Here is a 17,682-nt window from a genome sequence, read left to right as displayed (position 1 = left end):
CTCGGGCCGGCGGCGACGGTCCCGGCGCTTCCCACGGTCCCGGTGCGCGGCCGTTCCCGCCTGGTTTGATGTGATGGTGTGCTGATCAAGCATCGGGTGGGGTGGCGTCGGGTGCGCCCGGCGCGCCCGACGCCCGCTCCGAGGGAGAGCCGATGATGTCGTGGCAGCCAGCCCGACCAGCCCTGCTGGACACCCTGCGCGCGGTGGTGAACCGGCTCGTCCCGGCCGAAGGCCACCCAGGCGGCTGGGAGTCGGGCCTCGACACGTTTCTGCCCTCGGCGCTCGGCGCGGCGGCCAGGGCGGAGGCGCCGCTGGTCGAGGCCGGGTTGGCCCGGCTCGACCAGGAGGCCGGCGCGCGGCACGGCGGAACGCGCTTCGCCGCTCTCGCCCCGGCCGAACAGGACGATCTGATCGCGGAACTGCTCGCCGACCACACCGAGCCGGACGCGGGAGGGGCCGACGCGGGCCGTTGCCTGCGGACGCTGATCCGGCTCTGCGGGCAGGGGTTCTGGGGCGATCCGGGCAACGGCGGCAATCGGGACGGGGCCTCCTGGCGGCTGATCGGCTACCGCGAACGGCCCGCGGACGCCCCGTGGCCGCGACCGGACGACACCCCGCCCGCCGACACCGCGTGGGACAGCACGGCCGACGACTACGACGCGGTGGTGGTCGGTTCCGGGGCCGGCGGCGGGGTCGCCGCGTGCGTGCTGGCCGAGGCGGGCCTCCGGGTCCTCCTGGTGGAGCGCGGCGACTGGCTCATCCCGAGCGAGCTGGGCCGCGACCATCTGCGGAGCCAACGCGCGGTCGGCCTGGTCGGCGACTACGACGCGCTGGCCGGGCCACCGGCGGACGGCAATCCCCGCGTCGTCGCCGGGGCCGCCGGCGACGAGGCCGTCGGGCCCGCCGACCCCCGGTGGAACAACAACGCCATGACGCTCGGCGGCGGCACCCGGGTCTATGGCGCGCAGGCGTGGCGGATGTGCCCCGAGGACTTCCGTATGGCCAGCGTCTACGGGGTGCCCGAGGGCAGTTCGCTGGCCGACTGGCCGCTGGGCTACGAGGAGTTGGCGCCCTGCTACGACCGCGCCGAATGGGAGGTGGGGGTCAGCGGCGACGCCACGGGCAACGCGTTCGCCGGCGCCCGCTCCCGGGGCTACCCCATGCCACCGGTGCGCCCCAACGGGGTGGCCGCCCCGCTGCGCAAGGGGGCGAGAGCGCTGGGCCTGGCGACCTCGCCGGTGCCGCTGCTGATCAACTCCACGGCGTACAACGGGCGGGGCGGCTGCCTGGGCTGTGCCACCTGTGTGGGCTTCGGCTGCCCTGGCGACTTCAAGAACGAGACCAGGAACACGGTGATCCCCCGGGCGTTGGCCACCGGGCGCTGCCAGGTGCTCACCGGCACCCGCGCGGTGCGCCTGGTCAGCGGTTCGGACGGGCGTGTGGTCGCGGTCGAGCTGGCCACGAGGGCCGCTGGGGACGGGGGCGCCGTGGCGCGCCGCACCGTCTCGGCGCGCGCGTTCTTCCTGGGCGCCGGCGCGATCGAGACCGCGCGGCTGTTGCTCAACAGCCCCTCCGCGCGGGAGCCCCACGGGCTGGGCAACAACCACGACCAGGTCGGCCGGCATCTCCAGGGCCACCACTACGCCGGCGCGCACGCGCTGTTCGACACCCCCGTGCAGGACTGCGTCGGCCCCGGGCCGAGCATCGCCTGCAACGACTTCCGCCACCACAACCCTGGGGTGATCGGAGGCGGGATGCTGGCGAACGACTTTGTGCCAACTCCGCTCCAGACCTATCAGACCCTGGTCGGGCTCGGCCAGATACCGAGTTGGGGCGCGGCGGCCACCGAGGGGATGCGACGGCTCTACCCACGGCTGGCCATGGTGACCGGCCCGGTGCACGAGGTGCCCAACCCCGACTCCCGGGTGACGGTGGAGCCCGGCACGAGGGACGCGTTCGGCGTTCCGGTGGCGCGGTTGAGCGGGCGGCCCCACCCGGCGGACCTGGCCAGCGCCAGGCTGTTGTCCGAGCGGGCGACGGAGTGGCTGCGCGCGAGCGGCGCTCGCGCCGTCTTCCCGTTCGGCACCCAGGAGCCCACCCACCCCAGCGGGGGGCAGCACCAGGCCGGCACCTGTCGGATGGGCGACGATCCCCTGACGTCGGTGACCGACCCCTGGGGCACGGTGTGGGGCCACGAGAACGTGCGGGTGGTGGACGCCTCGCTGCATGTCACCAACGGCGGCGTCAACCCGGTGCTGACCATCCTGGCCCTGGCCTACCGGGTGGCGGGCCGCGCGGCCCAGGAGTTGACCGGCACCTCACCCTGACCCGCCCCCCTGACCCGATCCGCGCGCCGGGCCTCCGGTGGGGGCACCCCAGGGGAGACCGTCCGGGATGCAGCCTTAAGATAAACCGACTAAAGCCCTTCCCCCGGTTGGTTGTCTGAGAAGAAGCGTCGATGCGCGGGATCGGCGTTTCGGACACCACCGCACCACGGGGGGAATTTGGCATGCCACGAAAGAACCCGCGCGCCGGAGGAAGGTCCGTCGCTCTGCTGGCCGCGGCGACCTCGCTGGCGTTGACCCTGAGCGGCTGCTCGATGTCCACCGTCTCGCCCGCCGACGTGCGCGGTGAGCCCGTGGAGGGCGCGGTGCAGCTGGAGGGGCCGGACTGCGACGAACTCAAGTGCATAGCGCTGACCTTCGACTCCGCGCCCAGCGAGCACACCCCCGAACTGCTGGAGATCCTGCGCGAGGAGGAGGTGCCCGTCACCTTCTTCCTGCTCGGCAGGAACCACATCGACACCTACCCGGAACTCGTCCAGCAGATGGTCGACGAGGGCCACGAGTTGGCCAACCACACCTGGACCCATCCCCGTCTCACCGAGATCGAGCCGGACGAGGTGCGGGAGGAGCTGGAGCGCACCCAGGAGGCCGTGGCGGAGCTGACCGGGATCACCATGACCCTGATGCGTCCGCCGCAGGGGCGCACCAACGACGAGGTGGGCGAGATCAGCCGGGAACTCGGGCTGGCCCAGGTGCTGTGGAGCGTCACGGCCAAGGACTACCAGACGACCGACTCCGAGCTGATCCGGAGCCGGGTCCTGGACGGCGCGGACGAGGACGGCATCATCCTGCTGCACGACCTCTACGACGGCACGGTGCCCGCGGTGCCCGGCATCATCGAGGAGCTGAAGGCCCAGCACTACACCTTTGTCACGGTGAGCCAGCTCTTCGCGCCCGGGGTCGCCGAGCCGGGCAGGGTCTACCGCTGAGCCCGGCGCGCGCCGAACCCCGTCAAGCGGTCGGACGCGCACCACGAGCCGTCCACGTCCGACCGCGCGCCCTCAGCGCTCCGGCACCACCGTGACAAAGACGGGGGAGGCGACGGCGTGTCGGGCGCGTTCGGTGGGGAGCCCGGTCGCCGGGTCCAGATCCAACGTGACGAGGACGTCGTCGAACTGCGCCGCCGCGTACATCCGTCCGCCGTCCACCGCGAAGTGCCGGGGCCAGGCGGCGCCCAGCACGTACTCGCCCGCCACCTCGGGCGCCGCGTCCCGGCGCGCGGCTTCCGGGGGCAGCGCGAAGACCGTGACGGTGTCGGGGCCCCGGTTGGAGACGTAGGCGAAGCGGCCGTCCGCGCCGAGGGTGAGCTGGGCGCCGGCGTTCTCCTCGGGCCTGCCGGAGGCCGCGACGGCCGCCACCACCTCGAAGGCGCCGGGCGCGGGCTCCCGCAGGGTGATCAGCTCACCGGTCAACTCGGCCACCAGATAGGCGCGTCCGTCACCGCCCCTGACCAGCTGCCGAGGCCCGCATCCGGCGGGCAGCGAGGCCGCGACGCGGTCCACCAGCCGGCCCTGGGGGGTGAGCGAGAAGGACCAGAGGGTGTCGGTGCCCAGGTCGACCACCGTCGCCAGAGCGCCCCGGGCGTCCAGCGCCACCATGTGGGCGTGCGGCGCCTCCTGCCGCTCCTCGTGCGGGCCACGGCCGCTGAGGACGGCGAGGTCGGTGCGCTCCCCGAGAGCGCCCCGCTCGTCCAGCGCGAACACGGCGGCGCTGCCGCTGCCGTAGTGCGCCACCACCACATGGCGCCCATCGGGCGTCACCGCCAGATGGCAGGGCGCGGAGCCGCCGCTGTCCACCCGGCCCAGCACCCGAGGGGTGCCGTCGGGAGCCACCGAGAACGCGGTCACGCCGCCCTTCTCCAGCTCGTTGACCGCGTAGCCCACCGGCAGCCCGGGGTGCCAGGCGAGCCAGGAGGCGCCGGGCAGGTCCAGCTCGGCCAGCAGGGTCAGCGCCCCGGTGTCCGCTTCCTCCCGGAACACCGTGAGCCCGGGCCCGCTGCCGCCGCTGTCCGGCGTGTAGGACCCCACACAGATCAGCCGATCCGCCATCTCGCTCCGTCCGTCGTGCCGTTGGTGCCCTCACACGGTAGGCGGCTCGCGGCCCCACGGGCGGCCCGGGGCCGACCCCCGCGCGCCGCGACAGAACGGACAGGACAGGACAGGACAGGACAGGACCGATACACCTAGGCGACCGCGTAGAGCGCGCAGGCCAGGGCGAAGCCCATGGTGCCGATCAGGGTCTGGAGCACCGTCCAGGTCTTCAGCGTCGTCTTGACGTCCATGTTCATAAAGCGTCCCACCAGCCAGAACCCCGAGTCGTTGACATGGCTGGCGATGATCGACCCGGCGGCCAGGGCCATCACGATGGCCGCCAGTCGCAGCGCGCTGAAGTCGCCGCCCCCCACCACGGGTTGCATCAGCCCCGCAGCCGTGGTCAGCGCGACCGTCGCCGACCCCTGGGCCACCCGCAGCGCCGACGCCACCACGAAGGCCGCCACGATCACCGGCAGGCCCAGCTCGTCCAGGCTCTGCGAGAGGGCGTCCCCGATGCCGCTGGCGCGCAGCACCGCGCCGAACATGCCGCCGGCGCCGGTGATCAGGATGATCGAGCAGACCGGGCCCAGCGCCGAGTCCGTCAACTCCTCCACCACGCCCCTGCCCCGGCCCCGCCTGGTGCCCAGCACATAGCTGGTGACCAGCACCGCGACCAGCAGCGCGACCGGAGTGGAGCCGAGCGCCCTGACCAACTCGTACCAGCTCTCCTCACCGCTGACCCAGCCGGCCGCGCGCGCCGCGTCGAGACCGGTGTTGGCGAAGATCATCACCAGCGGGAGCAGCAGCAGCCCGATCACGGTGCCCGGGTGCGGCGGTTCCTCGTCCCTGGGGGCCTCGGGGCCGCCGGTGAGCAGGTCGGGGACGGGAAGCACCACCCGTCGACCGACCCACAGGCCGAAGAGGTAGCTGGTCGCGTACCAGGTGGGCAGGGCGATCAGCAGGCCGGTCACGGTGACCAACCCCATGTCGGCGCCGAGCAGTTCGGTGGCCGCCACCGGGCCGGGGTGCGGCGGCAGGAAGGCGTGCATCACCGAGAACGCGCCGGCGGCCGGCAGTCCGTAGCGCAGCACCCCGCCGCCAAGACGCCTGGCCACCGCGAAGACGATCGGCAGCATCACGACCAGGCCGGCGTCGAAGAAGATCGGGAAGCCGAAGATCAGCGAGGCCACGCCGAGGGCGAACGGCGCGCGCCGCTCCCCGAAGCGTCGGATCATCGCGTCGGTCAGCGCCTGGGCGCCGCCGCTCACCTCGATCAACCGGCCCAGGATCGCGCCAAGGCCGACCAGCAGCGCGACATTGGCGAGGGTGTCCCCGAAGCCGCCGGTCAGCGTGGGCACCACCTGCTCGGACGGGATGCCGGTGGCGAAGGCGGTCAGCAGGCTGACCGCGACCAGGGCCAGGAAGGCGTGCAGACGCAGGACGACGATCAGGAAGAGCAGGGCCGCGACCGCCACCGCCGCGATGGACAGCAGCGGCCCGGTGGACAGGGTCTGAACCCACTCGTCTTCGGTCGACATGGCGACAGCTCCGTTGCGTGTCGGGTCCGGTGGACGGATGCCGGGGTGGCCGGGCGTCGGCGGAACGTACCACCTGTCATGCTCACCCCGAAAGACCATGTCGCCCCTCGTCAGCGGCGTGATCCACCGAAACCGGCCCGGACGCCCCGGTGTTCACACGGCCTCCACCCGACGGTCGAACATCGGGCGCGGCACAGGGGTGGAACGCGGAGAGGGAGCGTGGGCCGGCCGGGTGGGGAGAGCGCGCCCCACCCGGCCGGCCCGGGACACCGCCACCGGGCCGCTCGCCAGGCCGTTGTCAGCCGGCGAACGCCCCGTTACGGGGGTTACGGATAGCTGGTGACATAGGACTGCTGGCTTTCGAGATTGACCGCGTCGCCCACGTCGTTGATCACGCGGTCGATGGTGCCGACACCGCCCAGCGACACCGTCACCAGGTTGTGGAACCGCACCCCCGGCGCGTCCGGCACCTCGAAGCCGCGGCTGGCGTGGATGTCCGGGTTCACGTTGAAGAACGAGTACGCGCCGACGCCCCAGGCCTCGTGCTCGGTCACGGAGTCGTCGACCTTGTAGGAGGCCCAGCCCAACGAGCCGTCGCCGCTGCTGCCCCAGGCCTCCTGGGTGGGCGGATCGTAGGGCATCTCGTTCTGGTAGAAGTACGTCCGGCCGCGTTCCCCGTTCCAGATGGTCTGGTACTCCTGGTAGTGCTCGACGAAGAGGCCGTACATGGTCACGTCGTCGCCGTTGACGATCACGCCGTTCGCCGCCGTGTTGACGTCCCAGCCCCAGGTGCCGTCCTCGCCGTGGTCGGCCCGCCACACCCACAGGTGGTCGCCGATCACATCGTCGCTGTTGACGGTGAGGCTGTTGTCCGCCCGGCCCAGATGCGAACCGCCGACGCGGAAGAAGACGTCGTGCAGCGAGGTCGGGTTCTCCGCGTGGTCGGCGGACGAGCCCTCGGGGCCCACCTCGATCAGCGTCGGGGAGCTCTCCGCCCCCGCGTCGACCAGGATGCCGGCCAGCTTGACGCCGTCCACGTCGGCGACCCGGATCGCCTCCTCGCCGGTGTCGGGCACCAGCGTCGCCAGGCCGAGGCCCAGCACCACCGTGTCCGGGTTGTCCACCTCGATCGCCCGGTCCAGATGGTGCACGCCCGGGGTGAACAGCAGGTGCTTGCCCTCGGCCAGCGCCTCGTTGACGGTCGCCGTCGGGGAGCCCGGGTGCACCACGTAGAACTCGCTCAACGAGATCGACTCGCCCGCCGCCTGCCCGCTGGACCAGCTGGTGCCCACCGCGTCACGCCGCACATCGGGCACGAAGACCTGGTACTCGCCGCCCTCGCCGATGTGGAGGAACGGCTTCTCGCGGATCACCGGGCTCTCGTCGACCACGGTGTGCGAGGGGTTGGGGAAGTTCGGCGCCGGGGTGCCGGTGGACCCCACGAACACCATGTTCCACACCGAGCCGCTCCAGCCGCCGTCCAACTCGGTGTTGCGGGTCAGCCACTGCTGCTGGGAGCCGGACTCGACAAAGCCGTCGATCTTGGTGTCCGCGTAGAGGCCGCCGCTGGCCCAGCCGTCGTAGCCGTTCCAGAGCTGGACGCCGATGCCCTCCAAGTGCATCCGCCGATACGGCGCGGCCTGGGACACCGCCCAGCGCTCGATCTCGCCCTCCGGCACCGAGACCGTGAGGTTCTCCGCGCCGCGCCAGAAGTTCTGGGTGGCGTTGCCGAGGTTGTCCGGGTCGTCGCCCTGCTCCAACCAGTCCGCCTCGACCCGGACATGACCGTCGACCGTCACGTCGCCGGGCAGCAGGCCGAGTCCGGCGATCTGGGTGTAGAAGCCCACCTTGATGTCGAGCGGATAGGCGCCCGGCTCGAAGAGCACCGCGTGGCGCTCGGTGCCGAACTGGTTGGTGTGCTGCTCCTCGTAGATGGCGTCCAGCTCGCCCTGGATCTGGCTCGCCGGCGTGGAGGGGCCGTAGACATGGACGTTGGGGCCCAGGTCGGGGGCGAACGGGTCGGTCTCGGGCACGGCGAGCGGCGCTGACTCCCCGCCGCTGTCCTCGCCGGCGATGGCGCCCGGCAGCGGTCCGGCCAACAGGCCGGCCGACACCAGCACCGCCGCGCCGGCCGTGACCATGCCTCGGCGGGACAGCGGCGACCGCCCGGGTGTCTGAGCTCTCATGGAATCTCCTGGTGGGGGTGCAGAAGAGCCGCGACCGCGACGGGCGGGGACGACGCTCGACGCGCTCGCGACAACGGCTGGTGGCGCCCGGGTACCTGGCGTCCCACCACGCCCCGGGCACTGAGAGAGCGCTCTCACTGATACTCGCGGCCGAGTTTCTTGGCCCGTGCGAGGACTGTCAAGGCGCTGGGAGATCCGGAACCGTCGCTGCTCGACATCCCCGGAACAACGGCAGTTCACGGCGCCGGACCAGGTTCCGGATCTGGCGAACGGCGCCGGGTCGCGGCGCCGGCGATGGTGAGAGAGCGCTCTCTCCCGCTCCGGCGTCACGACCGGCCCGAGACCGTCGGCGGGTGGGGCGCGCGGTGTCGGACGCGCGGATGCCGCGCCCCCCGGCTCGGGGGACGCGGCATCAACGGGCCGTGGGGGAGCGGGAGATCAGCCGACGCGTTCGCTGATCCAGGTGCCCGCCTCCTTCAGCGAGCCCGGGTCGCCCCAGGTCCCGGCGGAGCAGGTGCCCGTCTCGAAGACCGCGCCGCTGCGGAAGTCGTCGGAGAAGTTCCAGTTGGTCCAGCTGATGTTCTTCTCCGCCATCAGATCGAGATAGCGCTGCGCGTACGCGAAGTCGTTCCCGCCGTCGCCCGTGTAGTCCTGGGTGCCGAACTCGGTGACGAAGATGGGCAGCTGGTCGGCGGCCCGGTCCAACGTGTCGAGGTAGCCCGCCTGGTGGGAGGCCGCGTAGAAGTGGAAGGTGTACATGATGTTGTCGGCGTTCACCGGGTCGGCCACGATCTCCGACTCGTCGGCCCCCTCCGAGACGCCCAGCGACGACCAGGCGCGCGTGCCCACGAGGACCACGCCGTCCGGATCGCCGGCCCTGACCGTCGGGATCACCTCCTCGGCATAGCTCCTGATGCCGCTCCAGCTCACCCCGTTGGGCTCGTTGGCGATCTCGTAGATCAGGTTGCCCTGGTCGCCGTGGCGGGCGGTGATCTCGGTGAAGAACCGCTGCGCGAGCGCGGTGTTCACATTGGGGTCGCCCGGGGTGAGCATGTGCCAGTCGACGATCACATAGAGCCCGCGCTCGGTGGCCTGGTCGATGATCCGGCTCGCCACATCGGTGAAGTACGCCGGGTCGGTCTCGTAGCCGTCCTCCTGCACATAGGTGGACACCCGGATCACGCTGGCGTTCCAGTCGTACGCCAGCACGTCGAGGGACTCCTCGGTGACGCAGTCCTCGTACCACTGGGTGCCATGGGTGCTCATACCGCGCAGCTGGACCTGCTCGCCGTTCTCCCCGCAGAGGGTGGTCCCGCAGACCTCAAGCGCGCCGTGCTCGGCGAACGGGGTGACGGCCGCCGGCCCGTCGCCCGCGGCCTCGGCGGCCGAGCGGTCGCTCTCGCCCGCGGTGGCGAGCGACGCTCCGGCGACGGCGACGCCGGCGGCGAGCGCGCCGGCCAACAGCGCGCGCCAGCCCGGGCGTTGACGCCGGGGGCGACGGTCGGTTGCCGCCGGCTCCGTCGACTCTTCGGGGTGGGGGGAGGATGCGACAGCCATGGCTTCGTCTCCGTTCGTGCCGGGGGTGTGGGGGCCCCGGGCCGTGGGGGAAGTACGGAAGTTGGGTCGCCCTGAACGTAGAGTCGCCCATGGTCGCGGTCAATAGTCCGTACCAACGCCGGCGTCGTCCGACACCGCCCGGGAGCCGGGCCGGCGGGCTTCGACGGGAGGGGGGCCGACGCGGCGCGGCGAACTTGGTAGTCTGCCGGAAGGATTGGCTGTTGAGCTAACTGGCTCTTGTGGTGAGGTGTGCTATGGCGCAGGGCAGGGTTGTTCGTTTTGATGACATTCGCGGATATGGATTCATCATTCCCGATCAGGGTGGTGAAGACGTCTTCATGCACGCGAATGACTTGTTGGACGACAAGCATCTCTATCAGCCCGGTGCGGTTGTGGAGTTCGAGGTGGCGCAGGGAGAACGCGGTCCCAAGGCGTCGCTGGTGAGTGTGGTCAAGCAGAGTTCCCCGGAGAGCGCGGCGGCCATGCCCGCCCGCGCCGAGCAGTCCTCCGCCGTGGTCGAGGACGGGCTCTGCGATGTGCTGTCGCCGCGCGAGTTCCGGCAGGAGCTGACGGAGTCCCTCCTCGAAGGCGTCTCCAGCCTGACCGCCGCGCAGATCCTCCAGGTGCGGCAGGGCGTCGAGCGTCTGGCGCGCGGCCACGGCTGGATCGCCTCCTGACCGAGCGGTTCCGCGTCGGCCCTTGCCGGGCTCCTGTCAGGCGCCCGCCCCGGCACCCCCGGGGCGGGCGCCGGCTGGCGCCACGCGCCGGGTGCCGCCGGGCCCGGTCCGGGGCCGCGGCCACTGCGTTCGCCGGCCGGCCGGGCTGGGTCCGCCGTCTACCGTCGGCTCCGCTTTGGCGGGCCGCGTGTGACGCGTGCCCCGGCCCCGCATCTGTAGTCCGCCGCCCGGTCTTGCCCGGGCCTGCGGCCATTGCCGGCCAGGGGTGAGTGGGCGCCACGGCCAGCTGTGCCTCGGCCCGCCGTTCACCGGCCCGCCTGGTCCGGGGCTGCGGGGGCACCGCCGTCTTCGCGTCGTGCCTGACGCGTGCCGCGCCTCGCATCTATGGCCCGCCGCCGTCGCCGCTTCGCGGCCCCGGGGCCACCGTGCGACCAGCCCCGCTCCGGGCTGGGGTCGTGGGCGCTCGCGCGCGTGCCTAGTGGGCTCGTCGCCTCGCGGCCGGTACGTCGGCCGCCGGTCCTGGCCTGGTCCTGGCCGCGGGGGACCATCGTCTCCACCCGCGCCCGCTGGGCGCCGGTCCGTCGCCCCGACCCCCGCGGGCGCGACGCGTTTCCGTTTTCGCGGTCCCGCGCCGGCCGTTCGCCGGCCCGCCGTGCCGCCTGCCGGGCTCTGGCTCACGGTGGCGGCCACTGCCGTCCGCGCCACGCGACACCCGTCTCTGGCGCGACGCCGCCCGGCCGTGCTTCCGGTGCCGGCCCCGGTCTGTGGGCCCGTTTCCCCTTCGCGGCCCGGCACCCGCCGCCTGCGGTGCCGCTTGCCGGGCCCGGTTCTGGGCCCTGGGGCAGAGCCGTCCCCGCCGCGCGTTTCCCGTACCCGGCGTTCACCGCCCCGCCGGCCGTCCTGCCACCGCCTGCCGGGCACTGGCTCGCGGTCCCCCGGGCGCCGTTCGCCGCCCCGCCGGCCGGTCATGCCGCCTGTCCGGGGCCGTAGGCCACCGCCGCTTCGGGGTCCCCGCGTCCGCTGTTTGCCGGCCGGCCGGTCAACCGCGTCGGACGTCCGGGCCCGGCCGTAGGCCACCGCCGCTGCCGCTTCGCGGTTGCCACCCCCACCGCCCCGCATCCCCGCGCGGCCTCGCCGCCCCCGGCCCGCCAACTCGCCGGTGGCATTCCGTTCGATGAGTGTTTCGACGGTGTTGCGCCCGGGGTACACTCACCCTAGCTATGGGAGCGCTCCCAACCGGAACCCCCAAACCGGAAGACGGAGTTCGCGCGTTATGTATTGGCATGCACCTGCAAAATCATGGACCGTCAGGCTGGGCGCCCTGCTCGCGGCGGCGATGCTCTTTCTGATCCCCTGGACCGAGACCGCCAGCGCCCACGGGTCCATCGTCGATCCGGCCTCGCGGAACTACAGCTGCTTCGACCGTTGGGGCAGTGACCACCTCAACCCGGACATGGCGCAGGAAGACCCCATGTGCTGGCAGGCGTGGCAGGACAACCCCAACGCCATGTGGAACTGGAACGGCCTGTACCGGGAGAACGTCGGTGGCAACCACCAGGGCGCCATCCCCAACGGCACCCTGTGCAGCGGTGGTAACACCGAGGGCGGTCGCTACGACTCGCTCGACGCCATCGGTCCCTGGAAGACCACCGATGTCGGCTCCAACTTCACCGTGGAGCTGTTCGACCAGGCCAGCCACGGTGCCGACTACTTCCAGGTCTATGTGACCAGGCAGGGCTTCGACCCCACCACCCAGGCGCTCGGCTGGGGCGACCTGGAGCTGGTGGAGACCACGGGCTCCTACCCGCCGGCGCAGAACATCTCCTTCGACGTGAGCGCGCCGGGCCGCAGCGGGCACCATGTCGTGTTCACCATCTGGCAGGCCTCGCACCTGGACCAGTCGTACTACCTGTGCAGTGATGTCAACTTCGGCTGAGACGCCGGACATGTGACACCGCTCCGAGGCTGAGCCACCGCCCCCGGACGGGAGCCCCGCCGGACGCGACCGCGTCCGGCGGGGCCTTTCGTCGCGGGGCTGGCGCCTCAGCGCGCCGCGTTCAACAGGTCGAGCGCGGCGTGCTGTTGGCCGACGCCGAAGCTGTCGGCCAGGCCGCGCCAGGAGAGGTCGTACATGTCGAGGGAGGTGCGCGCGTCGGCCATGGCCGCGTTCGCCTGGCTCTGGAGGTAGTCGGTGTAGGGCCGGTCGGGCAGCGCCTCGTCGAGCGCGCCGAGCCCTCGGGTGTAGGGGCCCTTGAACGAGGGGCCGTCGGCGCCGCAGTCGGGCTCGCATGGCTCGGTGAGCACGCCGTCCTGGTGCAGTCCCGGCGCCGTCGTGGAGGCGTCCGCCAGGGTGCGGGCGGTCTCCAACAGGCCCTCGTCGCCGGTGGCCGCGCTCAGTTCGGCGAGCGCGCCCAGGATGACGCCCTGGTTGTAGGTCCAGGTGGTCTGGCCGTTGTTGACGCAGCCGTTGCCGGCGTCGAGGCCGTCGTTGACCAGGTTGTCCTCGTTGATCATGCCGCTGTTCGCGAGCCAGGCCCAGCCGCGCTCGGCGCGCTCCAGGTGGACGGTGTCGCCCGGGAGCCGGTTGTGGAGCGCGGCGTTGAGCTGGATGTACAGCTCGTTGGTGACGGCGTTCTTGTAGGGGTTGTCCACCATCCACTGCACGCCTCCGCCGCAGAGGTCGGTCCAGTGGTCGTCCATGTGGTCGGCGCCGGCCCGCGCGGTCTCCAGATAGCGTTCCTCGCCGGTGAGGTCGTAGGCGCCGATCCAGGCGAGTGCCCACCAGCCGGTGTCGTCCAGGTACTCGTTTCTGAACTGGCCCTCGGCGCCGTCGATCTGCTCCTCGTAGGTGGTCTCCACGACATAGGCGTAGGAGGGCATCCCGGTGACGCGGATGTTGTCGATGATGGCGGTGACCGCGTTGGCGCTGACCCACCAGTGGTTCTCGAAGAGCCCGTTGTCCGGGTCGTAGAGCATCATCAGCGCGGTGGCGGCAGCGGTGGCCGGCTCGCCGGCGTTCCAGGTGGATCGGGCCCAGTCGGTGCAGGTGATCTCGGGCTGTCCGGTGGCCTGGAGGCAGGCGCGGAGGGCGCCCACACCCCGTTCGCCCCAGTGGTCCACGTTGAACATGGGGCTGACCGCGGCGTCGGCGCCATCGGGCGTCGTGGTGTCGCCGATGCGGCTGTCGTCGGCCCAGGAAGCGCCGCCGTCGAAGGAGCGGTCGAGCCAGACCTGGTCGCCTGGCGAGCTGTCCGAGACGGCGGCCCAGCCCATGGCGCTGCTGTCGTCGAAGCGCAACTCCACCGTCCTGCCGTGGAGTTCGGCGCTCACCGCGAGCCGGTCCTCGGCGGCTTCGGCGGTGTCGCGACCGTCGCAGTGCTCGTTGCAGACAGTTGCCGCTGGGGCGGGGGCGGGCTCGGCGGGGACGCTCGGCTCCTGGGCGCTGGTCGCCGTGGCGGCGAGGGAGGTCGCGAGCAGGGCGGTGCCGAGCAGCACGGCGGGAACGCGGAGCGTGCGGCGCACCCGGAGGTTCGGTTCTCGCATGACGGCCTCTCCGTGGGGGAGCGGGGCCGGGTTTCCGGGACGCGAGGCCAGGGCCGGGAAACCCTTCTCCCTCCACTCCTAGGAAGGATCGAGGCGATCGTCAATGTGGGAGACCGTCCGGAACCTCCTGGGAAGTGGGCGATTCGGTCTTCTCGTGGTGCTGCTTGTCGTCGTCTTTGGTGTGTGTCCCCTCGCGCGATCTACCGGAAGGGAAGGGCCATCTCGCTCTGGACCTCGTCGAAGAAGTCCAGCAGTTCGCCCGTGCCGCCCGCCTCGATCCAGCTGCGGGTGGCGATCCGCAGCGAGGTGAGGAACGCGCCGGCGTAGACCTCGGGGCGGATCCGCTCCGTGCCGGGGCGGCCGTCGAGCGCCTCCACCAGATCCCGCTCCAGCGCGACATGGCTCCCCATCTGGCGGGCCAGCAGCGAGGGATGGCGCTTGGCGAGCTTGCTCCGCGCCGCCCAGGCCCGCTCCTCCGGGGTGCCCATGCGCGCGGAGAGCGCGGTGGCCGAGGCGCGGAGCGCCGCCCAGGCGGGCTCGTCGGCCGGGCGCTGGCGCAGCATCTCGACCAGGGCCCTGGTCTGCTGCTCCTCGCCGAAGAGCAGCGCGTCCTCCTTGCTGGAGAAGTAGTTGGAGAAGGTGCGCCGCGAGATGCCGACCGCGTCCGCGATGGCCTCCACCGTCACGTTCTCGATCCCGTGCTCGACGGTGAGGCGCAGGGCCGCCTCGTGGACGGCCTGGCGGGTGGCCGCCTTCTTGCGCTCGCGCAGTCCCGTGATGCTCTCCATATCTCCGTGATCCTACCTGGTGAGCAATATTACCCTCTGCGCAATTATGCGCAATGTGCATGTACAGTGAAACGGTCTCCCTCGAACGTCTCTGCTGGAGGTCGCGCGTGAGCGCAACAACCGTCGCGCAGCCGAAGGGTGCGCCGATGGATCATCGCCATGTCCTACGGGCCATGAGCGGGCTGTTCATCGTGCTCTTCATGGCGATGATCAGCTCCACGATCGTCTCGGTGGCCCTGCCCCAGATCATCGGCTCGCTCAACGGCACGCAGTCCCAGTACACCTGGGTGGTCACCGCCACCCTGCTGACGTCCACAGCGTCCACGCCGATCTGGGGCAAGCTGGCGGACCTGTTCAGCAAGAAACTGCTGCTTCAGGTCGGCATCCTGATCTTCACCTTCTCCTCGCTCGCCTGCGGGTTCGCGCAGAACACCGCCCAGCTGATCGGCTTCAGGGCGGTGCAGGGCCTGGGGCTCGGCGCCCTCCAGGTGCTGGTCCAGGTGATCATCGCGGCGATGGTCACGCCCAAGGAGCGGGGCCGCTACAACGGCTACCTCGGCGGGATCATGGCCGTCGCCACCGTCGGCGGGCCGCTGCTCGGCGGCGCGATCACCGATGTGTCCTGGCTCGGCTGGCGCTGGTGCTTCTTCATCGGCGTCCCCTTCACCCTGCTCGCCCTGGTGCTGCTCTCCCGCACGCTGCGGCTCGACGAGGTGCGCCGCCCCGACGTCAAGGTGGACTACCTGGGCGCCTCGCTGATCGCGGTCAGCGTCAGCCTGCTGCTGCTCTGGGTGACCTTCGTCAACAACGAGTTCGCCTGGGTCTCCTGGCAGACCGGGGCCCTGCTGGGCGCCAGCGTGGTGCTCGGTGTCGCCGCCGTGTGGGTCGAGGTCCGGGTCAGGGAGCCGATCGTGCCGGTGCACGTGGTGCGCCGCCGGGATCCGGCCCTGGCGATCGTCGCCAGCGCCTCCGTCGGCATGGCGATGTTCGGCGGCGCCGTCTTCCTGGGCCAGTACTTCCAGACCGGGCGCGGCTACTCGCCCACCGAGGCGGGGCTGCTCACCATCCCGATGATGCTCGGCGTGCTGGTCAGCGCCGCCGTGGCCGGCCGTCTGGTGTCAAGAACGGGCCAGGTCAAGCCCTATATCGTCGGCGGTGTGGTCACCCTCACCCTGGGGTTCCTGGCCCTCTCCACCATCGACCACACCACCTCGCTGGTCTTTGTGGGCATCGGGATGTTCCTCGTCGGGGTCGGGGTCGGCGCGTCGATGCAGAACCTGCTGCTGGTGGTGCAGAACACCGTGTCGCTGCACGAGGTCGGCGCGGCCAGCGGGGCGATCACCTTCTTCCGTTCGCTCGGCGGCACCATCGGGGTCTCGGTGCTGGGCGCGGTGCTCGCCAACCAGGTGAGCACCAAGATCGCCCAGGGGCTCTCCGCCGCCGGCATCGACCCCTCGGGCGGTGACGCGGACGCGTCGACGCTCAACGTGGCGGCCATGCCGCCGCCCGTCCAGGAGATCGTCCGGGGCGCCTATGGCGACGCGACCGGCCATATCTTCATGATCTCGGCGGCGATCGCGGTGGTCGGTCTGGTGGCGACCCTCTTCCTCAGCGCGACCAGGCTGCGCGACAGCCTGGATCTGGAGCCGGCGGCCGGTGGCGACGAGCCCACCGCAGCCCCGGCGCTCGCCAAGTCCTGACACCCCTCAACCCGCCTTCCCCGCCGGCGCGTTGGCGGCCGGGGACGGCGGGTTCCGGGCATCCGGCGCGCGGGGACGGCGCGTTCGGTGCGCGTGCGCGGCGCGTTCGGCGCGGAGGGGGCCAACTCCGCCGGGCGGGCCCGATGGTCCCGGGGGCCGGGCGCGTGGCTAAACTTAGGCTTACCTAAGCTATCCTCCTCGGGTCCGCTTCGAGACAAAGGAACGTCCATGCCGTCCTACCTCCCCCGCGCGCGCCGTCAGAGCGTCGCTCTCGCCGCCGCAGCCACCGCAGCCGCGCTGGTGCTCAGCGGCTGCTCCTCGTCGGACGATTCGGATGACTCGGACGACGACGCGTCCTCGGGCTCCTCGTCGGACACCGACGGCGGTGGGGGCGGCGGGGAGGCGTTCCCCGTCACCATCGAGAGCGCGCTCGGCGAGGCCGAGATCACCGAGCAGCCGCAGCGCGTGGTCACCCTCGGCCAGGGCTCGGCGGAGACCGCCATCGCCCTGGGCAACACCCCGGTGGGCATCGAGTCCTACGAGTGGGGCAGCGACGACACCGGCTATCTGCCCTGGATCCACGAGGCGGTGACCGAGCGGGGCGAGGAGCTGCCCACGCAGTTCGCCGGCGGCGAGGACATCGACTTCGACACCATCCTCGAACTGGAGCCGGACGTCATCCTGGCCGCCTGGTCCGGCATCAGCCAGGACCAGTTCGACATCCTCAACGACATCGCGCCCACCGTGGCCTACCCCGACCTGCCCTGGTCCACCAACTGGGACGAGCAGATCGAGCTGATAGCGACCGCGCTCGGCCAGCCCGACCAGGCCGAGGTGCTGATCGGCGACATCAGGGACCAACTGGCCGCGGCCGCCGAGTCCCGCCCCGAGTACGAGGGCGTCACCTTCTCCTACATCTACACCGTCGACCCCGGCAGCCTCGGCGTCTTCCTCCCCGAGGAGCAGCGGGTCGAGATGGTGTCGTCGCTGGGGCTGACCGTCGACCCCGTGGTCGAGGAGTTCGAGGAGCTGGAGGGCACCGACTCCGCGCTGATCGGCCTGGAGAACGCCGACAAGCTCAACGACAGCGATCTGGTGTTCACCTTCTACAGCGACGAGGAGTCGCGGCAGGAGACCGAGGCCCAGCCGCTCTACGCCGCCATCCCCGCCGTGTCGCGCGGCGGCGTCGTCGCCAGCGACGACACCCCGTTCGTCACCGCCTCCTCGATCATCAACCCGCTGACCGTGCCGTGGAGCATCGACCGCTATCTGCCGCTGATCGACGAGGCCCTCACCACCCTCGACGACTGACCGC

The 17,682-nt window shown here is 71.7% G+C and carries 12 protein-coding genes; 6 read left to right on the top strand and 6 right to left on the bottom strand.

Annotated elements, in window-relative coordinates; translation table 11 throughout:
• Positions 1-155: 155 nt before the first annotated feature.
• A complete protein-coding gene (locus tag K4G22_RS03200) occupies positions 156-2,327 on the top strand; it encodes a GMC family oxidoreductase (protein ID WP_228078130.1) in 2,172 nt (723 codons plus the stop codon).
• A 182-nt stretch (positions 2,328-2,509) separates the two neighbouring features.
• Positions 2,510-3,274, top strand: coding sequence for a polysaccharide deacetylase family protein (locus K4G22_RS03195; protein ID WP_228078129.1), 765 nt, complete (start codon positions 2,510-2,512; stop codon positions 3,272-3,274).
• A 72-nt stretch (positions 3,275-3,346) separates the two neighbouring features.
• On the opposite strand, the gene K4G22_RS03190 is transcribed toward K4G22_RS03195, so the two are convergent.
• The 4 genes from K4G22_RS03190 to K4G22_RS03175 all read right to left on the bottom strand — a co-directional run bounded on the left by K4G22_RS03190 (position 3,347) and on the right by K4G22_RS03175 (position 9,659).
• Complete coding sequence (locus K4G22_RS03190; RefSeq protein ID WP_228078128.1) at positions 3,347-4,393, bottom strand: lactonase family protein; 1,047 nt, start codon at positions 4,391-4,393, stop codon at positions 3,347-3,349.
• A 134-nt stretch (positions 4,394-4,527) separates the two neighbouring features.
• Positions 4,528-5,916, bottom strand: a complete 1,389-nt coding sequence (locus tag K4G22_RS03185) for a GntP family permease (RefSeq protein ID WP_228078127.1) — start codon at positions 5,914-5,916, stop codon at positions 4,528-4,530.
• A 326-nt stretch (positions 5,917-6,242) separates the two neighbouring features.
• Positions 6,243-8,102, bottom strand: coding sequence for a coagulation factor 5/8 type domain-containing protein (locus K4G22_RS03180; protein ID WP_228078126.1), 1,860 nt, complete (start codon positions 8,100-8,102; stop codon positions 6,243-6,245).
• 438 nt (positions 8,103-8,540) lie between these two features.
• A complete protein-coding gene (locus K4G22_RS03175; protein ID WP_228078125.1) occupies positions 8,541-9,659 on the bottom strand; it encodes a glycoside hydrolase family 5 protein in 1,119 nt (372 codons plus the stop codon).
• A 254-nt stretch (positions 9,660-9,913) separates the two neighbouring features.
• On the opposite strand from K4G22_RS03175, the gene K4G22_RS03170 reads away from it, so the two are divergent.
• Entirely contained in the window at positions 9,914-10,336 is a 423-nt protein-coding gene (locus K4G22_RS03170; RefSeq protein WP_228078124.1) for a cold-shock protein, read from the top strand.
• A 1,273-nt stretch (positions 10,337-11,609) separates the two neighbouring features.
• Positions 11,610-12,272, top strand: coding sequence for a lytic polysaccharide monooxygenase auxiliary activity family 9 protein (locus K4G22_RS03165; RefSeq protein WP_483414794.1), 663 nt, complete (start codon positions 11,610-11,612; stop codon positions 12,270-12,272).
• 107 nt (positions 12,273-12,379) lie between these two features.
• On the opposite strand, the gene K4G22_RS03160 is transcribed toward K4G22_RS03165, so the two are convergent.
• Positions 12,380-13,879 carry a glycoside hydrolase family 76 protein gene (locus K4G22_RS03160; protein ID WP_228078122.1) on the bottom strand — a complete coding sequence of 500 codons (1,500 nt, stop codon included), beginning with the start codon at positions 13,877-13,879 and terminating at the stop codon, positions 12,380-12,382.
• A gap of 200 nt (positions 13,880-14,079) precedes the next feature.
• Complete coding sequence (locus tag K4G22_RS03155; RefSeq protein ID WP_228078121.1) at positions 14,080-14,667, bottom strand: TetR/AcrR family transcriptional regulator; 588 nt, start codon at positions 14,665-14,667, stop codon at positions 14,080-14,082.
• Between the two features lie 146 nt (positions 14,668-14,813).
• Between K4G22_RS03155 and K4G22_RS03150 the strand changes: the two genes are divergently transcribed.
• Both K4G22_RS03150 and K4G22_RS03145 read left to right on the top strand, forming a co-directional pair.
• Complete coding sequence (locus tag K4G22_RS03150) at positions 14,814-16,367, top strand: MDR family MFS transporter (RefSeq protein WP_228078120.1); 1,554 nt, start codon at positions 14,814-14,816, stop codon at positions 16,365-16,367.
• A 228-nt stretch (positions 16,368-16,595) separates the two neighbouring features.
• A complete protein-coding gene (locus K4G22_RS03145) occupies positions 16,596-17,678 on the top strand; it encodes an iron-siderophore ABC transporter substrate-binding protein (protein ID WP_228078119.1) in 1,083 nt (360 codons plus the stop codon).
• The last annotated feature ends 4 nt before the right edge of the window (positions 17,679-17,682 follow it).

The organism is Streptomyces profundus (genome assembly GCF_020740535.1).
GTDB classification, from domain to species: Bacteria; Actinomycetota; Actinomycetes; order Streptomycetales; family Streptomycetaceae; genus Streptomyces; species Streptomyces profundus.
The sequence above is the reverse complement of the archived record's forward strand: the minus strand, read 5'-3'. Positions and strand labels throughout refer to the sequence as shown.